Origin of the sequence: Haloplanus sp. GDY1 (assembly GCF_023703775.1) — an archaeon.
GTDB lineage: Archaea > Halobacteriota > Halobacteria > Halobacteriales > Haloferacaceae > Haloplanus > Haloplanus halophilus.
The window spans coordinates 84629-107228 of record NZ_CP098517.1; the positions used below are offsets into that span (position 1 = coordinate 84629).

The window sequence follows — 22600 nt, forward strand, 5'->3', positions numbered from 1 at the left end:
CCGCTATTGGAGTTGATCGACGATTGAGTGAGCCACCTCTGGCAACCGTTGGGACAACTCGTAGTCTGAGTAGTCCTCGTCGTACGTCGTCGACGTCGGGGCACGTGAACGCCGCAGACTCGAACGAATACCAAATGTCATCGTCGTCCCGTCAATCTCGATTTCCCATTTATCGTCGTCAATCGCCCTGAGTGCAACATCTTCTTCCTTCAACTCCAAGGCACGTTCGAGCTGCTTTATCAGGCTCTGTGTCTTATCAGGACGAAGCGTTGGTGGAGTCCCCGTCTGTGCGTAATCGAGCAAGGCCAGGCCTTCGTGGCGATTCAACGAGTCGTGGAGATGGCGGTTCTGATACCGGCGCAGACAGTTGTGACACGCCGTATCGCATGAGCAACTCTCGAGGATTGAACGGGCTTCTGCACACACGGCGTCGAATTCCTCCCAGACGCGCGATGAGAAGCCAGCACCGCCAGCGGTTGTGTCGAAGAGGAAGACCTCGATAACGCCCCGTGCGTCGATGTCGGCGTGCTCTGCCGAACGAGTACGGAATCCACCTTCGAGTTCGTCATCTTCGATACCTAGCGCACGAGATGCACCCATGACTAATGCTTCAGCTAACGACTGTCCTGGTGTCTCGAACCATGCTTCGGATGGAACAAACTCCATCTCATCAGTTAACGGGATTTGGAGGACGGTCAAATCACTGGGGAAGCGGTGGCTGAAACTCGTCGTGACTGTTGAGCCGGTACACTGATCATCCCAGTCATATTCCCCAACAAATCGGAGATCCTTGGGGTATGGACGGGCGTGTGGGTTCGAGAGCGGACCTTCGCGGCTAACGGCCCCACAATCGGTGCAGACCTCGAATCCATCCTCATCAGCCCCAAAGTTAGCGACAAGAAGCTGTTCGTCATTCATCTTCCCCACTATCGAATGGCCAATGGATTTCTCCTCTGCCATCTCGCTAGCGTTCTCACTCTCGTGAGAAGTCGACGTCAGCGGGTATTTAGGCTGTGTCGCGTAGGCGCGGTTCTCGTTGTAGTCCGATCCTTTCTCAGCTGCACCTGTCTCATCGACTTTCGGTGCAAATGCCTCCGGGGTGTACATTTGAAGGGAACTGACGGTCGCTCCCTCACAGACTGGACATTCCATATCCCTGGCTGCCAGACTCTCATTATGCTCGTCAAAGACCGTCTTGCAGACGTCACACCAGTTCAACCAATCGAGGTCTCCCCAGTCTTCGCCAGCTACTCGGTTCTTCGGGTTGTCTGGGAATTTGACATAGACACCGTAGGACTCGTAGGTCTTCTTGTCAACGACGATCTCTCGGCCTGGTACGTACGTTGAGAGAGCCTGTTTCAGATCCCGAGACATCTGGTACTTGTTCTTCGGCTGTGACGACCCGGGCTCATTTTCGCGCACGACGAAGTCGGCCACATCAGTCGGGAACGAGAACGTCGGAAGGAGGGCTGCATCGAGAAGGACGGAAAGTAAATCGTCGTCTTCCGTGGATTGCTCTTCCCATTCTGTCTTGGCTTGTAGCTCCTGGAGTTCGCTTAGGAACTCTGTAGCGGCGTCGCGGACTAATGCGACCTCCCAGTCGGATGAACGTCCCTCTCCTAGTGCATCCGGAAGGAGGGCCCCCAATTGCTCGAGCGTCGACGATGAATCGGCGAAGATCTCTTCGTCCAGCCAGTCTTCGAACGCGGCGAGGGTTTGGTCCCCTTCTCCTTCAAAGAACTCGGCTGTACCTTTGAGCGAGCGGAATACGGCAGCTTCCGTCTCGACGGCCGATGGATCGAAGAACCGAGCAAGCAGCGAGGCGTTGATGTGCCGCCGGGCGATCTTTTCGTTGCCGGCGTAGATGACCGGTGCGTTCCCCTCGCTCGTTATCATCTCCTCAGGATTCTCGAAGTAGTGTGACTCGTGAGGGGAGTTGTCCGCGAAGGTGACGATCGTCGAGAGCCCAGCTCCGCGACGTCCTGCCCGACCAGCACGTTGCTCATAATTCTCTGGTCCTGGCGGGACCGTCCGCATGGCCACGCCGGTGAGACTCCCGATGTCAATCCCGACTTCCATAGTAGTCGTACAGCTTAACACGTCGATTGGCTGATCGGCCTCGGAGTCCCCGACAAGGATGTCCTGGAAGAGCAGTTCGTACTCTTCGGAGCGTGCGAATGCCTCGGAGTTGTCCTTTGCACTCAGTTGTGCGGAGTGCTCTTCTGAACGCAGCGTGAGCGGGTCCCGTTCGCCATGGAGCACTTCGCGTGGCGGGTTCCGAAGGAAGTTCTTCCGTGCCTGGAGATGGATGTCATCGTCACTAACCGGACTCAGAGTTCCGCGACACCCATCGTAGGGACACGAATCATTGAGAGACACTACCGAGAACCGGCGACATCCTTCACACCGGTACCAATCGTCGTCGAGTCGGAGATCGATTGTCGTTGCTTTTGGATTGACAAAGTAATTTCCGTGGGAGGCCCCAAATAACACAGGCTCTGTCGTCATCAACGCCCGTCTCAGACTATTCCACGCCTCTTCCGGCACTTCGTCGTCGAGTGATTCTACAATATATTCAGGGATTATCTCGCTGTGGGGGAGCCCCGTATCGTCCGGGTCAATCCAATTTTGGTAGGGATAGGAGTTCGAACGTCGTCTAGCTTCAATGCTTGAATCAAATGCCCGTTCCTCGCAGGCATGACGAAGCGCCTCGATGAGGATGCTCTTGAGTTGGTCTGTCTCAATTTCAGGGACCGCTTCATCGATTTTCTCAAACACTTCCTCGGACGGCGCAATGTACCCGACGAGAGCGCCGGTGATGGAGTACTGCTCATCGCCCAACGATCGGAGGAGAAGTTCCTCATATTGGCGGGGACGCTCCGACAACGCATTGCGTGCGGCTGGCACCTCCGGAATATCGTCGATGGACTCAAGATAGTACTCATCGACAATATCGGACAGGTTCCCACGAATATCCTCAAAGTGGGAGCGTGAACCCTTATACACGACACCCGACTGGTTCGTGTATTGGTCGCTGTCGTCGAAGAATACGATGTTGTTTTTCGCACAGTAGACTGCGAACTCGGCGAACAACCGACCCATCGTGATTTCATCATCCGCGGATCCAATAATGTCGGTTAAGACCTCGCGGAACGAGTCGGATTCAACGTTCGATTGGAGGTCGCGAGCTAAGCGGGCCGCCTTCTGTCGACCGTCAGAGAAGCACAATACCTTGCGCCCCTCGTTGGGGAACTCCTCTTTGAGTGGGTCGGTCGGCTGGATACCGAACATCGAGCGGACGCTGTGCGCGAATGGTTCCTCACCTTTGGTGACCAGATCTTCGACCTTCGTGTCGCCATTCGGACGACGTCGCTCTTTGATCCCGCACGCCGGACATTGGGTCCAACTCCATGCACCGCCCTCGTCCGGCGGCTCTTCAGTCGGGACCTGAACCTCGATATGAGTGGTCGGTCCTTCGTCGTCCACATGCCGATCATCAACAAGATGGCCGGAGGCAATCGAGAGGTTTCGTGAGGTCGTCGTCTCGGCGAGCGAGCGTCCGTGTTCGTGGTCTGGATTCGGGTCATCCCGAGGTTCCTCAACTAAGAGATGAAGCTCGTCCAAGTCCTCGCTGCTCTCAGGATCTGACCACAGGAACGTCGGCCCGCGGTCGTCGTCAGAGCGTCGATAGGCACGCAGATATGCTGCTCCACAGGTGCGGTGGCTAATCAGTTCGAAGACTCGACTGCCACAGGACTCACAGGTCGTGTGCGGATTACTGTAGATGCGCCCGAGGAGGTTCTCCCCCTCTGTTACCCGGCGGCCGCTGCATTCAGGATTGACACACGCATACTGGGCGGGGAGCCCTTTGAGGAACATATGCAGGCGTGTCGGAAGCAACGCCTGATCCTCCCCCTGGCGGGCCTCGGTACAAAGATACAGAAGATTACCCGTCGCCTCACGAGCCAGTTCCTGATCGATGTCCTCGAACAACTCTTCGGCAAGGGCCGATAGGCGCAGCGGCTCTTCACGAAGATATTCGTGTGCTAATCTGAAGAGTGGGTCATCGACTAACTGGTCAGCGAGGTACGAACGGACCGATTCTATGTCATCACTTTCAAGAGGATCCCAGCCTCGTTCGCTCGCAACGTTGCGAATCTTCGATGGATCATCGAGTTGGTAGCCAACCCGCTCTAGGAGTTGTGCCGTGCGTTTCTCGCTCGGTTCTCCACCTTCGTACTCCACCTGCTCACCGGTGATTACTGAGAAATCGTCCGGATCTCCGGTTGTGAGCTGGGCCGCAAATTCTGGGGCTGCTTCCTCTACGTTTTCGCCCATCGTCGCACTCGTGAGGATGAAGCGCACACGTTCGCGAGATATCCCGAGTTTCTGGAGCAAGCGGCTCAACAAGAGTGCGACCTCTGCTCCTTGGGCGCCTCGGTAGAGGTGAGCTTCGTCGAGGACGATATTCAGCTCGTTCTCTTCGTCCTCGGCCAGCCATTCACGGGTATCCTCAAAGAGGGGTTGTTCGATTGGCCGGAGTAGCATGTACTCCAGCATCGAGTAGTTCGTAATCAGGAGATCAGGCGTCCCGCCATGGGGATTGCTTCCATCGCGAGTGTGCATCTCTTGACGCGTGAAGAGTTCCGTGTCGCCGGGTTGGGTACGAAAGTTTGTTTCTTTTGGTCTGTTATTATTATTCAAGAATCCTTCCAGATTCTTGGCCGGAATACGGCCTTTCTCTGCGAGTTGTTTGTAGAGGTCTGGCTGCTCTTCCTCTAACTCAACGTACCTTTTGATGACCGGCCTGACCAAATTATCGTTTTTGCTGGTGTCATACTCCCCGTGATAGGGTGTACGACTCGTATACATCCCAAACTGAACCCGCCGACCCATATAGTCCTCAAGCGTATCTGCTCCGTTCTCATCACCGAAGAGTAGGCGCATCCGCGAGAGTTGATCCGCGACGAGAGCGTTCATTGGATAGAGAACTAATGTCCGTATCCCACGTTTGTCGGCTGTTTCGCCTCGCGTTGCTTCTTGTGCGAGTTGACCCAGAATTGAGTAGAGGAAAATCTCGGTTTTCCCGGATCCTGTTCCAGTGGATACGATAAGGTCGTCCTCGTCGTTAAAGAACGATTGGAGAGCGTCGGCTTGGTGTTTATACGGCGGATCGAAGATATCGAGATCGTCGCTTTCGAGATCTTTCAGCAAATCGACGACTTCGCTCGGCAAGCCCAACTCTCTGAGGGAATCCCCCGAAACATAGGTCGGTGTAGCCTCGACCCACGGTTCGGTGGCCGTCTCTCCCTCGTCCATCAGGGCACGACGTTCCTTGAGAAGCCGCGGATGATGGAGGTGGTAACGTGATTCGATGTACTGTTGAAGGTCGTTCTCGAGTTCTTCCGAGACTTCTTTGATTGATTTCATGTTATGTGTTGTCGATGATGGTCACGGGCAGTTCGTCAAAGACCTCTCGCACTGAATTAGCATCGGTGTCCGAAATTCGCCATTGAAGCTGATACGACGATGTTTCAAGCCACTCTGCTCCGACTGCGTACAGCCAACGCATCTGTGCCCGCGGCGGTGCAAAGTCACAACTCAATAAGACCTCCTCCTCATACCCGGTGAGTTCAACAGTCTGTGGGTCCTCAGCCATTGAGTCTAGGATTAGGCACGCATGCTTGCGGTATTTCGGCGAAACAGTGACGGCCTTGGTTTTGCCGTCGCCCGATTGAACCTTCAACTGGTAGGTATCGGCACCGTATTCGACTGGAACTCGCCACAAGCTGATCGCAGTTCCGTCTGCCTCTTCAATGACGAGCGGCTCACCGTCTACGGTAAATCCATAGTACTGTCCAGTGTATGGTGCCCAATCCTCCTCCGGTTCCCACGACTCCTGCGGTCGCTGTTCGATGTACTCACGTAGTGTGGCTGGCGTCGTAATCGGCGCCTCGTCCAGACCGATGTATTCGTCTTTAGATTGAACAGGGATTTCTCTCGAACGCAATTCTTCTTCACTGGTGTCAGTAAGAATCCGCGTCAACCCTCGGAATTCGATATCAAAACCGGACTCTATGAATAGACGACTTGGATCTCCTGAAACGAGCACGGCCTCAGATTCGGAGATCATTACAGCTCGCGTCGGTGCTGGAGCATAGTACCCCTGTGAGAGTTGTATCACATCACCGAGGAACGTGATTGTGGGGCCGGTACGCTCTGTTAATGCTGCCCGAAACCACCCGACATCATCGGATACTTCATCGGCACCAGCGACCGGCTGTCCGAGAACAGCTGCCAGCTTATGAACAACCCAGTGGCGGATTGCGGTGATGTGTGCTTGTGGATACTGTTGGCCACCCGATTCAGCTTTCTCCGCAAGACCGAGTCGGATTGCCTCACCAGCTATGGCGTCTCGGATACCGATCTCAGTTGATGGTAGTTGGTCGCCACTCACGCCAGTAAACCGCATAGCAAACGCACGAAATGGTTCTTGGCCGAACCCCGCTTGCTGAAGTTGCTGCATCCGAGTATCGTGCCCTGGATCTTCGATATCACCCACCGAATCATATACTTTTGTCACTTTGCCAACTCCGCGGTCTCGGTGAAATCTAATGAGTTCCCCTTCGATTTTTTGTCCGATTCGGGCTTTCTCTCCAGAAAAGTAGACAGGCAACCCGTCCACATACGCGATGAGACTACTGCCGTCGGTGTCATCTATCGTTGCCGTGAATGACTCGCCCTTTTTGATAGGGAGTTTGTCCCAGCGTTCACGAAGAATATTGAAGCGGATCCTGTAGCGTTTCCCACGTGCTCTTGCGTTCAGGATCTCTGCATATCCCGGTTCGCGTCCTACAACGTGCACTAAGTCGCCTTCATCTGCTTGTACTGGTCCGAGTTCGACGACTTCACCACCGGCAACGGCGAGTCCGAGGCCATACTCATCGATCTTATCCACCTCAATATAGGTTTGTTCGCCCTCTTGTGGAGGTTGGTCAGGAAGAAGGCCGCTTACATGGCGTCGAATGTGGTCTTTGTAATCGTCCGCGAGGACTTCCTCGGTCAGGCAAAGTGCGAAATGAATCGATGTTCCAGCTACTGAATCTGCCCCAAGGTACCGCAATCGAACCGAACGGCCGGGTTGGCACGTCACCGGGCCGATATTAATTCCTTCTCCTTCGTATTTGACAGTACAAGTTCTCCGTTTTCTCCGTTTCGTAATCTTGTCTACTTCCGCTGTAAACTCGTCACCGGGTTCCAGATTCATTGTTCCCCCTGCGGAAAGCAGATCGATACAGCCCCAATACCATTGAACCGGATCTCGAGTTCATTACAGCCGCTCTCTACCCAGTGGATGACCTCCGAGATAATATCACTGATTGCTGTTACGTCTCGGCTGATTGTCGGACCGAGCGATGCGCCTTCAGCAAATGTAGCGATCACTTCCAGTTCAAGGTCTTCTGGCCCGACATATTCGAGGTTGGTATGTAATAAATGAGGATTGAAACCAACGGGCATACGCTTTGAGGACGGACCTTCGATAGGTGAGAGAAAGTCACGATGTTCCTCATCTTGGATTTCAATACCAATTCGTCGTGATTCTGGCTCGGTTGCGTCTATGAACGTCGATTCTTCGGATGGGTGGAGGTGAATCAGACGATGCCGATCGGAGTTCCGCTGGTGGATACTCACACGACGCGATCCATCAGAGGGTATCTCAGTTGTGTAGTAACGGGGATTTCCCGCTCCAGTCCGATCGATTTCGACTGTCTCGTTTGCATCTTTGGGGATGGAAACGACCTCGAATATTGGATCGACCTCCTCGGAGGGAGTAACTCCAACGAGAACTGGTTCCTCTGGTGGTGCGTATAGGGGTGCCTCAACGGTTGGGTTTGTGTGTGCGGGTAATACAACGTCAGCATCGAAGCCGTAGTTTTCTGTACTAAGGCCTCCCCCATAGCGGTCGAGAAATGGTTCCGTCTTTTCGGACGCCCGGAACCCGACTAAGGATACATCTGCGAAGTCGTAGACGTCCACGAACGACACTTCGGATTTCGGGGGATTCTTTGAGACCAGATATACCCACATATCCTTGCGCACTTGGTGATCCGAGTTATATCGCTGCGCCCGAGTTTCGTCACCAACAAAGAGATCACCATGTTGGAGCCCCGAAGTAGTCCAAGTGCCGGTGATACTTCCGAGGGCATCTGGACCTGAGATTTGAAGTTCGTAACTATCCGCTGTTGGGTCAAGATCAAGCGTGACCTCTGCCTCCGATGGGTGGAAGTTACTCGGTACGGGGGGATGTGTGATTCCTGTTGCCTCGATTTCGACGTTTTCTAAGAGTGTGTCCACGTCCTCATCTTCTTGGATTTGATCCCAATCGAGTGATGGAACGATGCCAAATAATTCGATGCCACCGTCATGGCGTTGCCCTAGATAGGTTCGAATCGACCGCTCACGCTCACCCTCTTCGATGTCCGAGGTACGGAGATCCTCGATCATCTTTTCAACACCCTCGTCGCTGGACAGTGAACAGGAAATGTCCTCCAGAACGCCTTGCTTATGAGCGAAGTACTGGCGCTGAGTCCCAATACGAGGGGTTAGAAATTCACCACATTCTGGGCACCGGTAGTAGTCTGACTTACGTTGGGCCTCTTCTATTGGAGTTTTCGTTCCCTCCGGGTCGAGTCCGAAGGGGATAGAAAGTTTACTCACGAATGGATCGGAGCCCTCCGGTGTAAGTCCTGATAGTTCCCTTACGCATGTGTTATCAAACCTGAGGGACAGATAGAATAAATCTATTGAAGAAACACAAACATATAATCCTCCAAACAATTGTGGCAGGACCCCTTGGGTCGTTTAGGGGTGTGGACTGATCTGAGTCGATACTCTTTTGGATTTCAGCAGAGAACGATTTGCTACATCAACCAGATTACTATGGGTGCGAATTCTGAACGAGAAGTGGATTTTTCGCCTAATCTCCCGGACCAGTACCAACGCCGATTTGAGGCTCTGACCGATGAACTGATCGAATTTCAGGAGGACCTCGACAGGGAAGTTGCCATCAAGGACGAGATTCGCTATATCGAGAACGAAATCGAGGATGAAGTAACTGAAGGCCAGATTCGATATCTCGCAGCGTTAGAGGTTCTCCTAGATCTCATTGAGATCAACTATGACATTCGCAAAAACTCCGAACTACACGTAGTTCGGCCGGATCCTGATCGCTACAAAGACGACCCTGATGAGTTCAAGAAACAGGAACGCGCTGTCCTTCAGAAAGAACGACGGGCGCAGTTCCGAGAGGAAAGCGTCCGCGAGTTCGTCCGGAAAATGGAGCGAGACACCCGCGTAAATACGAATGGCGGGCGAAGTGTTCTTGAACTAATAACCGATGGGGAAGAACTCTACCAAGACTTAGCACCGCTTCAGGACCAGGACCAAGAGGAAATCGCCGAAGATCTAGAAGACGTTGTCCAACCCTACATACAGAAAGTAGAGACTGGGGAGAAATGTGATCACACCGAGTTGGACCTGATGGATATCTGGCGGTATTTCCGCTACACTTGGCTAACACCATATAACACGGTCCCTGGAAGAAACATCAACTTCCTTATTAGAAATGCAGCGAAGCCGAAAGACCCGGTGATGGGGATTGCGACACTGGCAAGCCCGATGATGAACCTGTCAGTCAGGGATGACTATATCGGCTGGACTATTGACGCGGTCGAAGATAAACTCCAGCGGAAGAAACGGGTTCACGAATACGAGGAGCAGCTGCCAGAAGAGAAGCGGACGCCGGACAAGAAAACTCGGACAGTCACCAATACAGAATGGCTAGAGACCGAGGAAGAATACGAAGAGAGGGTCAGCGAGTTCTGCTCCGATATACGAGAAGCCCTAGAGGACGCCATTAAGGACGCAATATCTAACATCCGACACGACGACTTTGCCGAGGAGCACCCTGAACTCTCTGAGGAAAGCTTCGTCAATCCCGACGAACGGGTTATCGAGATTCTTGAGCAGATAGAAGAGGAAGCCGAGCAGACCATTGAAAATGGTGAGGACGAGAACCCGGAGAAGATGGAGTCTTGGGAGGAAAGAAGTGAAACAGCCCTGTTCCGGAAAAAACGTGCTCGAGCACTTCAAAAGCTTCTCCGCGACCGAAAATACTTCCAAGAACACAGCGAAGAGGACGATGTCGAGTTCATCAGAACTGGGTTGAATAACGACTCCGGGCGGCGAGCTATCAAAACAGCTCTGAAGGAGATCAAAAAGGAGCGGGTCGGTGCCGGGATGATGAACATCATGGTCTGTGGCGCTATCCCTCCCTATAACCGTATTCTCGGCGGGAAGCTTGTGGCGATGGCCTTGACGGGTCCCAAGGTCATCGACATGTACCAGGACAAATACGGCGACTACCAGAGCGAAATCGCCAGCTCGATGAAAGGCGAAGCAGTGAGTAAACGGAATGAACTGGTTTTCCTCGACACCACTGGCCTGTTTGAGATTGGAAGTGCCCAGTACGACCGTATCCGGGTTCCAACCGAAAACGGCGAGATCGAATACGACCAGATCGGGTACACTGAAGGGTACGGTTCAATCCAGTTCGGTCCCGAAACACGAAAACGGATTAGTCAGGTCACACAGTTAGAGGAAGGTCGCAAGGTGGTCCGAGGTCGGTTCGGAGAAGGTGTCTCTCCTCGCATCCGGAAAATCCGCCGTGGCCTGAAGAACTGCGGTTTAGAGACGGATCTCTTGAAACACGAGTCTAGACGGATTGTGTACGGAATCGATCTGGCGGAGAACTCCCAAGACTATCTACTGGGAATCGACGACAACCCGGAATACTACTGGAAGTTCGACGACCCACAGAAGGAGCAGGAGTCAATCTATCAGTATTGGATTGATAGGTGGGCAAGCATGAGAGCGCAGAAACAAGACGTCTTGGAGAATATTAGGGAATTTGACAAGCAAGAATTCAAATTGAGCAGCGAGATCGATTTCGACAAACGGCAAGCCAGTCTCAGTGAGTTCATTATAAGCAACAGTTAACATGACGGGAACATTCGGTCACCAACATCAACGATAAATATGGGAATTGAAGCATCGACACTGAATCTACGATTCCTTTCACAGCTGGCACAGGGAGGCTTCGCTGAACAGCTCACTGACGAGCAACGCAGAGAAATACACATTACAACCCGTCTAGATGGTGAGGAATACCTACAGGACGCACTAGAAGATGGGAAGCAGGTCATTCTCACTGGGAACCCTGGAGACGGTAAAACACAGTACATCCTGCAGATGAAGCCTGAGTACCCGGAACCGGACTATTTCTATCTCTCTGACGCCTCCGAGTACGACGACTATACTGTCCTACTTGACAAATGGAAAGACGCCCTCGACGACGACCGACCTGGTATTCTCGCTATTAATGACGGCCCTCTTTACGAGATGACTACCCAACACGCCGACGACTATCCCTTCCTGGAAAAAGTTCGGAGCCAGTTCCAAAACCAGATAATCTACGACGAAGACCAAGCTGACAACGCTGATTTCGACTCTATCGTCGTCATCGATCTCAACAACAGAAACATTCTCACTCGAAAGGTCATCGGCCAAGCCATCGAGAATCTGACTTCGAATAAGTTCCTCAAAGAGAACAACGGCGACGACATCGACGGACACATCGCCTACAATATGGATAAGATGAGGAATGATCGTGTCCGAGAAAATATAATCCGGCTCCTACAGTCCGTGGGCCATCTGGACGCCCACGTCACCGTTCGTGACCTCCTGAACTTTCTCGCCTACTGCATTACTGGAGCCAAAGAAGAGAGCATCACCGAGTTTGACGAAGATCTGAAATACTACAACCTCGCCTTCAGTGGCAGCGGGAAGATCTTCACCCTCCTGAACGAATACTTCCATCCCCGTGACCTCACTCATCCATTTATCGACAGCAAACTTTGGGCTGACGCTGAAGAAGAGGTTTCACGGAGAGACGAAGAAGACTCAGAGGAAGAAGTCGACCAACGATTCATCGAGAAGAAACGTCAATTCTACTTTGAGGACGTAGCCATCAAAGACTACGACGCTCGCGACCTCTATCACGAGACCAACTACTCCTTCCATAACCAGCGGAACAGGGACCGTTCGGCTGAAAGCGTGAAAGAGGACGTCATAGAGATGATTAACAGCTATTTCATGCCGGATTCTTCCAAGGGCTCCGACCTCCGCGTCTGGCTCTCCCACAACTATCGATCTAAAAGCTCCCTATCCCTTATCTCCCGGACAGAAATTCCCAAGCGCGAGTTGAACCGCCGAGTCCCGCAGCTCCATCCCGAAATCAGCGATGCAATGGACTACAACCACGACCACCACGTTCTCGAATACGAAGGACGTGACTCAACAGTCAGGCTTCGGATTGATCCAGACCTATCAGAGACACTCGGTGCCCTGAACGGCAACATCCCTTACATCCTACGTGGAAGGGAAGAAGAACAGCAGTTGCTCGAATTTATGGAAGAAATCGAGTACAGGGAAAGCCACGATGAAGATTACGGCACCGTCCATATCATGGACACGGAAACTGGCGAACTCGAGATTCTGACAGTCAACGATGACCGGTACCAGATGGAGCGGAGGTGAACACCAATGCCAATGAGACTTAACGACGTAAACTCCGACGCATCGGAAGCCGCATTCGGATTCAAAGCAACCTCTGCCTCTCTAAAACCGGTGCATCTCTCCCAGGTCGTCTTCAGTAACGTTCTGGGATCTACTCACCAGTCGGAGGACCTGTTCAAATTCGTCGAGAAACCTGGGAAAACCCCCTCCAGCGACTTGGACGAGAAATACCACGGCCTGTTCGAGTCCTCCCGCGATCTCAGTGACGAACAAATGGACAATCTTCGGTACAGGATGCGGAAGGTCTTGGACAACGACAACGCCCTCTACGCAAGTAGTCCACGACACTCTGCAATGACCTCTATGAGCGACTGGTTCGTCGCCTACCGCCGAATCGGTGTAACACCGTCACAGTTCATCTACACCGTACTGGACGAATCTGACAGTGACATCAATCAGAAGCTGACCGACCAGCTTCAGGATCACCACGACGCTATCTCTCTCCTGTTCCGGCCACTGGCCAAAGACGGAGGGAAAGGCAACGTCACGGTCTCACCCTGGGAAGAACCTGTCCTGGGAGACGCATTCGGGGACGGGAAGATTGCGGATGAATTCGTCGAAGGCTTCGAAACCCTGTCGAAGCACCTGAAGGACTCCAACGGCGACTACGACCTGAACTACGCCCGTGACCTTCGCCGCACCATCAAATTCGGCGGGTTCCTGCTCTACGTCTATATGGCCAACCGGCATAATGAGATCCGGGATGACGAGGGCAAAGACGAACCTGTCCCAATCGTGCTGAACTACACCGGAAACAGGAACAACCCGGTAGCCGACGCCAGCCTTGAATCATTCCGCGTCGTCGGGTCGGAAATCCAGTTAGCCACTAGGCTTGGTGTCAAGCACGTCCTTGACCTGCAGGGCTTCAAAGACTACAGCGAGGAAGACGTCCTCCGAGAGCTCGAGAACCACAATTTCCTAGAACTGAACCGGAATAAGGAGGACAAGATCGAGCAGGACTACGAAAAATTCGAGCAGGTATTCCGAGCCTCGCGAGACCCCGAGAAGGATACCACCTTCCACAGGCTGGTGGATGCTGTAAGCAACGTCATCCACGACTTCTCGAACCGATTCGACACATACACACCGCAATCCACAGCCCAGACCTTCGCCTGGCGTGCCGGGATCCTCAAACCACGAGGAAACCGGGCGAACAAACGTAGGTATCGGCCCGACCCCGAGATGCTGGAACCCGTCCTACTCTCCGTAATCGAACCAGGCACGAGCATGTCTCTCCAAGATCTCTCAGAAGAACTCCGGGAACGGTACGGGATCATCGTGGGCGGAACCGAACAGGACCGTAGCCACCTGGCGGAGTGGGACATCCGCCTCGGTGCCAGCGCATCCGAAAGTGATCCGCTGAACAACCAGAACTACGAGGGCTTCAAAGAAGCAGTATCAAGCCTTGGATATGCTGAGGAATACGCGGACGGCGTTACCATCGTCTCTGTCCCCGAGGAGGAAATATGAGCGAAACCACACAGACACAAGACAGCTCATTCGAGAGCAACGAGGATCTGATCGGCAAAGCAATCGCCAACGAGACAGTCGACCAGCTGACCGAGGAAAACATCGGAGTTATAATCGAATCGCCACCCCGATTCGACGCTGAGGAGTTCGTCGATATTCTCTGCAGTAACGCACGGTACGATGTCGGCCTTGCTATGGTCAGCATCGATGAAGCAGACATCGACGATCTCCAGTCACGGACAGAGGACTCCTCCGTCAGACTCACAGACAAAGTTAGTGTCGCCGTCAACTGGCGGAATGGGACCGACACCGGATTCGAATGGGACGGACGCATCGAACCAGAGAAACTGGTGATTCTGGTTCGGGGAGACCACGCCCGCCTGAATTCGATGAAAGATTTCGAGGGTATGGTCGACTTGCCTCTGGCAGAAATCACGCGAGAAATCACCGACCAGATGCAGGCCCAGAAACAGTTCACCGACAGTCCCCCAGCCCAAGCTATCTGGGAAACCGTTGGCTCCGACCTCTACGACAGGTTCGAAATCCCTGCAGTTGCTGACTACGCAACGTCGACGCTCAAAGAATCAGAACAAGGTTCACTCGACGCCCTCGGAACCGAACTCTACAGACTGCGGCTGTTCAATGATCCGGGGCTTAACAACCCCGATGAAATCCCTGACAGGCTTTCCGATAACCTGGATCTCGTGCTGCGGGTCTCCCATATGTCGAATAGGGATCGACGCCGGCTCACTAACAGTGTCACCAAAGTCGACGACAGCGAAAGGGAAGAACGGGAACAATCTGTAGCCAAGCTTCGACGGTTCGAACGAACAGGTGACTCGGAGATCCTCGCCGACCTGACGTACAATGAGGTCAACGAGATATTCTCCACCTCCGGCCAGTCCAGCCAGCGACGTTCAACCACCAGCACTCGGAGAGACGTCGAATCCGCTAGCGTGGAGGCAGTCTTCGACGACAACAACGAGGAACTGGAACGGCTTTCAGAAGAGTTCGATGACCAATACCGAGAAGCCGTCGAGGAAGAAGAAAACCGGGTCGACATGGAGTTCACCGGAGATGAACAGTTGGCCTTTGACGTCAACGACGACCTCTACTACTTTATTGAGCACTTCGTCACCGAGGACTCCTTCGGTGGTATCATCCACAACCCAGAGGACAGGCAAAGCGCGATCAAGAACTTCCAGGCTCTGAGAACCGAGAAGTTCCAGCCACGAGGCGAAGACAGCAGCTTCGAAAAACTCCGTAGAGTGGCTGAGAACAGCGGCAAGTTCGAGGACTTAGTTGCATCCATCGACCGATACGTAACAGCCCGTAGCGAACTCGTCGACGCCCTACCAGGACTATTATCCGCACCGCTTATCCGGCTTCTCGGAGACGATGACCTGCTCGAATCCGCAGAAAACTACATAGAGGCCTACCGTGAGGTCCAGGACAAACTGGACAAGAAGTACCGGGAGATTCAGGACGTTAGCTCTGAAGGCTCCTCCAAGCTTCTCTCCGACTTCCTCCTATTCGACACCGTCATTCTCGAATACGAAGACGATAGAGAACTCGTCCTCTCCCCACTCCACCCGCTCCACCTCTGGAAGTACTCCGAACTGGCGCGAGAGATGAAGGATGAAAAAGAGTCGCTGACCGAGGAAGAACGCAACTTCCTCATCAACAGCGTCGAAGAACAGCCACACGTCCTCCGCAGCATCCACGTCGGCGGGAACTACAGACTGGCGGATGAGACCTATCTCGTACAATCCGCGGAGCTCGACAGGCTGCCTGTCTATACCCGAATCGAGAATGCTGCAGAAGGAACGAACTCCAAGTTCTACGACTACGTCCTCGACAAGTTCACGTCAGCATACCCACCGTCTCAACGCCACCTCAAGATCAGCGTCATCGATCCTCTAGATCCTGTGGACCTTCTCTCTGACATCGCTGACTTAGCGGAGAAAGAAGAAATCCAAGGCGCAACAGTGGAGTTCGCCTTCATCGAGGACGAAGAGAAACCTGTCCTCAACGGCACTGCCTCACCAAGCGTCTCCGAGGATATCACTAATCTGTTCGGCCCAGACAACGACTCTGGGGAGTTCGAGATCGTTACAACCGAACATCCCAGCTATGACTCATACGCCGAGAGCCTGAAAGGCGACCCACAGCACTTCATCCTGATTAACGACCAGAGCAACTTCAGCATCCAGACCTTTGAGCGTGATGCTGAGACCACAATCCACCCGCTGTACGTCCCGAAAGAGTTCGACTACGACCTGCTTGAGGACAAAATCAATATCTCGCCGTCGAAGGAAGGAGTCCTCTTCTCCGAATACCAGGACCTGATCAACCAGCTGTATAATCAGCGGCAGGCCATCCACAATGCTGAGGTCAACGAACTCAACGTCGAAAAGGAGACTATCGACGACCTCCTCGACTCCGCGATCTGGGTCTCCATATCCTCACCGCCGATGAACGGCAACCCATTCTGGAAGGACAACCTGATTTCCAGAGAACGACGCGGCGAACGCGACTTCGCCACGTACTCAGAGGATATCGACTACTTCCGACGGGTTCTCCGCCGCATTATTACCGAATACCGTCTCGCGCCTGACGACACCGACTTGGAGGATATCGCGGAGAGAATCGCTGACCTACAACAAAGCGGCCTTCTCCGCCTCATCACCCGGGAAACCCTCGGCAGCGGGAAATCCAGAAATACGAAGGGCCTGCTTGGCTCCATTATCGCCGTCCAGTGGCTCCAGCAGACGCTGGCAGATCCCAAGCTGATCTTCTCCATCGACAACCCGCGTACCCGGGAATGGCTGAATCTGGGGGACAGCGAAAGCCGGGCCGACATCCTTACTGTCCAGTTCGACGATGATGGTGGCCTTATCCTCGACATCATCGAAATCAAGACTCTGGAAGAAACTAGCGGCGCCTACACCGTCAAAGACGAAGATGGCACCAAGGTCGTGGAAGGAAACGCTGTCGACCAAGTCTTCGAGACGACAGACACAATCCGTGGCCTGTTCACAGGCGACAAAAACCTCACCACGTCGCCCCGGAAAGAGGCTCTCCGCGAACAACTGTACTACGAATTGACCTCCGCAGAAGGGATGGAGGGTAAGCAGGAGTGGGCAGACCGGATTAACGACGTATTCAACGGGGATGCCCAAATCGAGATCAACCCGAGGATCGTATCGGTCGAAGTCACCAGCGAAGCCACTTCGGACGAACGGATTGACGGCGTAACTCCGAACGCCCAGTCCATCAGGGTTGACAAGCTTCCCCGACAATCAATCAAGCGGCTGATTGTCAGCGGCATCGAGGACCGGGAAGACCAACGGCCGGAAGAGGATGCCGAAGAGGAAGCTGTCGCAGAAGAGGAAACGGACGAAATCGACGAAAGCGAGACGGAAGTCGACAGAGAGGAAACCGGTGGGGAAGAGGAAGACACCGTCGGCGACGACGAAAAGACAGACGTCAATACTGAATCTGCTGACCGGTTCGGCGATCCCGAAGAATACACTGACTTGGTAGAAACCCTGAAACGGGTTCTCAACGAGTTCAAGATCAACATCCGGAACATCGATCCCGACGATATCGATGTCGGACCAAACGTGGTACGCTTCAAGATCCGTCTGGCACCAGGCGAGAAACAGAGTTCCCTGGAGCAACGGACAGAGGACATCGCCCGGGAAATGGCGTTCGAGAAAGAACCGATCGTCCAGCGACTGCCTGGAACAGAGTACGTAGCTCTGGACGTCCCCCGGGAAAACAACGTTGTGGTACCTCAACGCGACTACAGAGACCGGTACAAGCCGTCCGACGAGATTGAGACATCCTCACTACCCTTCCTAGCAGGCGTTACACCAGACGGTGATGTCTACCGTTCTGATCTCTCTGAAGCACCACACATGTTGGTCGGCGGGGCAACAGGCAGCGGGAAGACCGTGTTCCTGTACTCCTTGATTATGAACTTCATGGAGCAGAAAGGCGAAGACAACGTCGAGTTCGCCTTAGTTGATCCGAAGGAGACCGACTTCATCTTCTTCGATGCTCTGCCAAACCTTTCTAACGGCGAAGTGATCACTGACGCCGAAGATGCTGCCAACCTGTTCGAGTGGCTCGTCGAGGACGAAATCCCACGTAGAAAACAGCTGCTGCGGGAAAGCGTATGCCGTGACATCGGAGAGTACAACGAGCAGAACCCTGATGACCAGATGAAGCCGATCGTCGTCATCATCGACGAATACAGCGACCTACTCCAGCAACTTGGAGAAGACGCTGACGACACCGAGGACAACGTGCGCCGAATCGCCCAAATCGCACGGGCACAGGGTATCCATCTCGTCATCTCTACCCAGCGACCTTCACACGAAGCTATCGACACGGACCTCCGTGCTAATCTGGATACTCGGGTGGCTTTCCGGCTTCCAAAGCAGTCTGACTCTCGAATTCTAATCGACGAAGGTGGAGCAGAGGAACTTGGCGGAGACGGAGACATGCTACTGAAAGAAGCGGACAGAACCACTCGGCTACAAGGCCTCTATGTAGATTCTGATGACATCCGTAACCTCATCAATCAATATCGGTGACCACTAGGAATGTAGAATTCGAATGCCGTTCTTGGCCCTCCACGACGGCACCGAGGTCATTCCGAATCAGGTACAGAAAGGGAGTCTCCTCGAGTGCCCGAAGTGCGGCGATCAATTGAAAATTCGCGATTCCCATCGCCGTAAGGGATCGTTCGTCGCACGGCATTTCTACCACGCTGCTGAAGAGGAGACTGACTGTGGCGGTGAATCTCCACCTCATTTGCGGATGAAGTCGATCGCGTATTCGAAGCTCACGACCGAGTATCCCGACGCTACAATAGGACTAGAACAGCAGCTGGGTGACCGGCGTGCCGATATTCTCGTTGAGTTTCCACAGCCTCGGTTCCCTGAGGGCCGTGGCATCGGCGTCGAAGTACAGCACAAACACGAGGACAAGGATGTCGACGCAGTAACCGCTGAGTATCTCGCTGTAGGGTACAGCGTCCTCTGGTTGGGAGAAGAGGACTTCTCCGGATTCAACGTCGATCTCTCTGGCATTCTCCCGACCTGGCCTCACGCGGTCCAACACGACTTCAGCGACGGGTATCACGGCGTCATCCACTGGCTCCGACAATCAAAGCCAGCCAATGCCTCGATGGACGTCGTCCTGCCGCGAGAATATCTAGCTGAACACAGCGAGGGTCTTCGTCGAGCATGGGAGTACGGGAAGTTCGATCAGGGAGGCCAATCGGACTGGAATGATCTCGGATTCTGGTGGTTGAGTGCCTCGTATGACCCGTACCAGAAGTGGTTCAAACTCACCGAGACGCCTGATGGGCGGACGATGCTTCAGCTCGGGAAGCAGGTCCGCGGTACTGAACACGTACTCGCTCCAGTTCAGACTGGACACTCTCGGAATCGGGGGAAGGTTCACAGCTTGGCTTACGAGGTGGATTCAGCAGATACCTCCGCTGGCGAATGGGCAGATATCGAAAAGGCGTGGCTGGAAACCGGCTTACAGAGCACTTCAGTTATCTTCAAGCTCGTTGCAACTCCGAGCGGGGAGCTCGCTCTTTCGCTGGGAAAGTACAAGGAACACAGCGACGATGGCGAGTTCATTACCGTCTCTACCGAGTTCAAGCGCAATCTCAAAGAGAGTCTCCACGAACTGGCTAACCATCTGGGGTGACCTGACTCGCCCGGAAACCCGCCCACAACGGTAAATGGACGGACTACAAACAGCAGTCAATAATGTCGGACGAGGCTGACGATTTGTATGATAAGTACATCGACTACGATGGCAGAGATCTCGATACCCGGAATGTCGGTGATGGGAAGGTAGTTCGGCCGATTACGGCCGAGAATTTCGAGATGGAGAAACGGACTCTGGGGGAGGTCCTCACCGATCAGAAGTTCAACGTACCAGAGTACCAACGACTGTACTCGTGGAAGAACATCCACCACGAACAGTATTGGTCGGACATCGAGCAGTTCGTGAATGCCGACCTGGTCGCTGACCGACGCGAAGTGTCTGACGTGTTCTTCAGCTCGATGTACTTCGCGGTCAACGACGACAAACAGGTGTATGAGGTCATCGACGGCCAACAGCGGCTGACGACGACGCACCTGCTGTTGCGCGTCCTTATGGAGCACCTCGAGGACGTCGATCCAGCCTCTATCGAGGACGATACCCTGGCGGAGTTCCGGGACTACGGGATCGGGCGAATCACCGATATCCTCTATGTAGAGGAGTCGTTCGGCAAACGTGAGCCTCGGCTCACGCTGAACAAACACGACGCTGAATTTTTCAAAGCCCTCATGATGGGGCCGTCCGCCCAGGTGGGCTATCTCAAGAATGAAGCCGACTTCAGCATCCACGGGAACAACAGCGATGCGGTGCAAGTCTCGGAGTGTCTGGACCGGTTCGGCACCACGGACGATGACCTCGCGGACTTGGATACTGACTCGCTCTCCTTGGGGGCGTTCTTCAAACTGTACCGCTCACACCGGCGGTTGTTGAAGGCCTACGAGTTCTACGACGAGAAGATCAGCGGCGTCGTCGCCGACGCCGACACACCGGACGAGACGGTGCGAGCGCTCGTGAACATCCTCAACTACGTCTACAACTCCTACCACGTCGGGGAGTACCTGATTCGAGAGGCGGAGTCGGACTTCCGGATGCAGATATTCGAGATTTTGAACGACCGCGGCGTCGATCTGACGAAGATCGACCGTATCAGGGCGGCGGTTGTGAACGCCTTCTTCGATACTGACGTGAAAGACGAGTACGTCGACAAGTGGGAGGACATCGTGGTGGCGTTCGCGACCGATGGTGATGCCATCGACGACTACCTCTCGATCTATCTGAGTATCGTCGACGATGGCATCGACAGGATTGGTGACGCCAGCGCCGAACTGACCAACGCCTTCGACACGCGGAACATCGACTCGGATGTCGTCCCGCGCCTTCGGAATCTCGATGAAGCGAAGGCCTTCCTCGACTACGCGCACGACCTCGTCGACTACTACCAAGATATCACAACCACGGAGCTCGCCGCCGAGGACCTTGAGTTAGCCAGTCACCGAGAGCAGTGTCGGGAAATCCTTGTTCGCCTCAATAACCAACAGATGGACCAGTGGCGGCCATTCGTCCTGGCGCTCTACTATCACACCAATCCTGAATCGGAACCGGATGCAGCACAGTTCCACCGCGTACTAGAGACCATCGAGAAACTCAACCTGCGACGCCTCCTCATCTCTGAACGACCGAGTATTTTCCGCGAGGTCTTCATCGAGGCCGTCGAGGAGTTCAATCTCGCACCAACTGCCGACGCCACTCCAGATAGTGTATACGAGGCTTCTCGAGAGTACCTCATCACCGAGATGCGTTCCTCTACGCCGACGCTGTTCGGCGACCGGTTCGTCGATACGGTCGTTCAGACGCAGTCCTGGAGTACCGGAACGGCGCGACTGCTCTTCGGGAAGTTCGCCCAGGATCACTTCGACGACAGTAGTCGTGCCGTCGAGCGAGACCTGAACATGGGGAACATCCATCTCGAACACGTCCTCCCGCAGACTCCCGTCAGCGACCCAGAAGACCCGACGTGGCTTCGGGAGTTTTTCAAACTCGACTCGGAGCCGGACATCGAGATCGCGTCAGAGATCGAACGCTATATCGAGCTGGTGCAGCGCTCTGATCTCGACGAAGAGGAGGAGCGACTGAAAGACAATATCTCGGAGTTCATCACGCAGGGGTTCATCGACGATATCGGGAACTTCCTCCTGCTCCGTGACACCGATAATATCGGGGCGAGTAATCGGCCACTCGCCGAGAAGATGACGCAGTACTACTCCGAGATCGACGGTTTCGCCAGTATCTACCCCAATCGGTATTTCACGGCCGAATACGGCAACGTCGATCGCGACTCCCTCGACAAACTCCGTGAGCAGCACGATGGCGGTGACGTTTCGAATGTGGACGCCGATGTAGTGGCGTATTTCAACTCCTTCTGGACCTACGAGACTCTGCAGGATCGACGAATCGAGCTCCTCTTGGATATTCTGTCGATGCTTGGGTTCGATTCGTTTGAGGGCGAGTTCGGGATTGAATCCGACCAAGATGAGGTACGCCACGAAATTCGAGAGAAGACGGACCAAGAGTTTGAGAAACGTCTGTCCGTCCGATCGCTTTAACCCCCTCTGAGAAGTCGGTTTTGCGAGTACCTGTCGAAGCCTTCTCAGCTGACTATCCTATCCAGCTTCGCCATCCCCACAGAAGGTGTCGACCTCCTTTGCCGAAACGAAAGGAACGAACGAAACGAATAGAATGAATGGAATGAAGTAAACGAGATTGATGAATTGAATTCTCCAAACGAACTGGTTTGTCTCTG

General features: G+C 53.9%; 9 protein-coding genes. 6 read left to right on the forward strand and 3 right to left on the reverse strand.

The features are described 5' to 3' along the window. Positions 1 to 3: 3 nt before the first annotated feature. The 3 genes from NBT67_RS17920 to NBT67_RS17930 are packed head-to-tail and all read right to left on the reverse strand — an operon-like array spanning position 4 to position 8718. The gene (locus tag NBT67_RS17920; protein ID WP_251344696.1) at positions 4 to 5430 is read right to left on the reverse strand and encodes a DEAD/DEAH box helicase; all 5427 of its coding nucleotides are present in this window, start codon (positions 5428 to 5430) and stop codon (positions 4 to 6) included. A gap of 1 nt (position 5431) precedes the next feature. Further along, positions 5432 to 7267, reverse strand: coding sequence for a hypothetical protein (locus NBT67_RS17925; protein WP_251344697.1), 1836 nt, complete (start codon positions 7265 to 7267; stop codon positions 5432 to 5434). Continuing rightward, positions 7264 to 8718 (reverse strand): competence protein CoiA family protein, encoded by a 1455-nt coding sequence (locus tag NBT67_RS17930; protein WP_251344698.1) that lies wholly within the window; start codon positions 8716 to 8718, stop codon positions 7264 to 7266. The genes NBT67_RS17925 and NBT67_RS17930 overlap by 4 nt, the downstream gene beginning before the upstream one ends. A 222-nt stretch (positions 8719 to 8940) precedes the next feature. On the opposite strand from NBT67_RS17930, the gene NBT67_RS17935 reads away from it, so the two are divergent. The 6 genes from NBT67_RS17935 (at position 8941) to NBT67_RS17960 (ending at position 22403) form a co-directional block, all read left to right on the forward strand. Then, positions 8941 to 11058 (forward strand): Druantia anti-phage system protein DruA, encoded by a 2118-nt coding sequence (locus NBT67_RS17935; protein ID WP_251344699.1) that lies wholly within the window; start codon positions 8941 to 8943, stop codon positions 11056 to 11058. A 39-nt stretch (positions 11059 to 11097) separates the two neighbouring features. Next, positions 11098 to 12657, forward strand: a complete 1560-nt coding sequence (locus NBT67_RS17940) for a hypothetical protein (protein ID WP_251344700.1) — start codon at positions 11098 to 11100, stop codon at positions 12655 to 12657. Positions 12658 to 12663: 6 nt separating this feature from the next. Continuing rightward, positions 12664 to 14166, forward strand: a complete 1503-nt coding sequence (locus tag NBT67_RS17945) for a hypothetical protein (RefSeq protein WP_251344701.1) — start codon at positions 12664 to 12666, stop codon at positions 14164 to 14166. Continuing rightward, positions 14163 to 18770: a DNA translocase FtsK gene (locus NBT67_RS17950; protein ID WP_251344702.1), complete on the forward strand. Its 4608-nt coding sequence runs from the start codon at positions 14163 to 14165 to the stop codon at positions 18768 to 18770. Before NBT67_RS17945 ends, NBT67_RS17950 begins: the two co-directional genes overlap by 4 nt. Before the next feature lie 22 nt (positions 18771 to 18792). Further along, entirely contained in the window at positions 18793 to 19899 is a 1107-nt protein-coding gene (locus tag NBT67_RS17955; RefSeq protein ID WP_251344703.1) for a competence protein CoiA family protein, read from the forward strand. Positions 19900 to 19961: 62 nt separating this feature from the next. Further along, entirely contained in the window at positions 19962 to 22403 is a 2442-nt protein-coding gene (locus tag NBT67_RS17960; RefSeq protein WP_251344704.1) for a DUF262 domain-containing protein, read from the forward strand. Positions 22404 to 22600: the final 197 nt, after the last annotated feature.

Bases quoted from the DNA above. Each gene is read 5' to 3' on its own strand.
- NBT67_RS17945 (WP_251344701.1), top strand. From the start codon at position 12,664: ATGCCAATGAGACTTAACGACGTAAACTCCGACGCATCGGAAGCCGCA.
- NBT67_RS17920 (WP_251344696.1), bottom strand. From the start codon at position 5,430: ATGAAATCAATCAAAGAAGTCTCGGAAGAACTCGAGAACGACCTTCAA.
- NBT67_RS17940 (WP_251344700.1), top strand. From the start codon at position 11,098: ATGGGAATTGAAGCATCGACACTGAATCTACGATTCCTTTCACAGCTG.
- NBT67_RS17925 (WP_251344697.1), bottom strand. From the start codon at position 7,267: ATGAATCTGGAACCCGGTGACGAGTTTACAGCGGAAGTAGACAAGATT.
- NBT67_RS17960 (WP_251344704.1), top strand. From the start codon at position 19,962: ATGTCGGACGAGGCTGACGATTTGTATGATAAGTACATCGACTACGAT.
- NBT67_RS17950 (WP_251344702.1), top strand. From the start codon at position 14,163: ATGAGCGAAACCACACAGACACAAGACAGCTCATTCGAGAGCAACGAG.
- NBT67_RS17935 (WP_251344699.1), top strand. From the start codon at position 8,941: ATGGGTGCGAATTCTGAACGAGAAGTGGATTTTTCGCCTAATCTCCCG.
- NBT67_RS17955 (WP_251344703.1), top strand. From the start codon at position 18,793: ATGCCGTTCTTGGCCCTCCACGACGGCACCGAGGTCATTCCGAATCAG.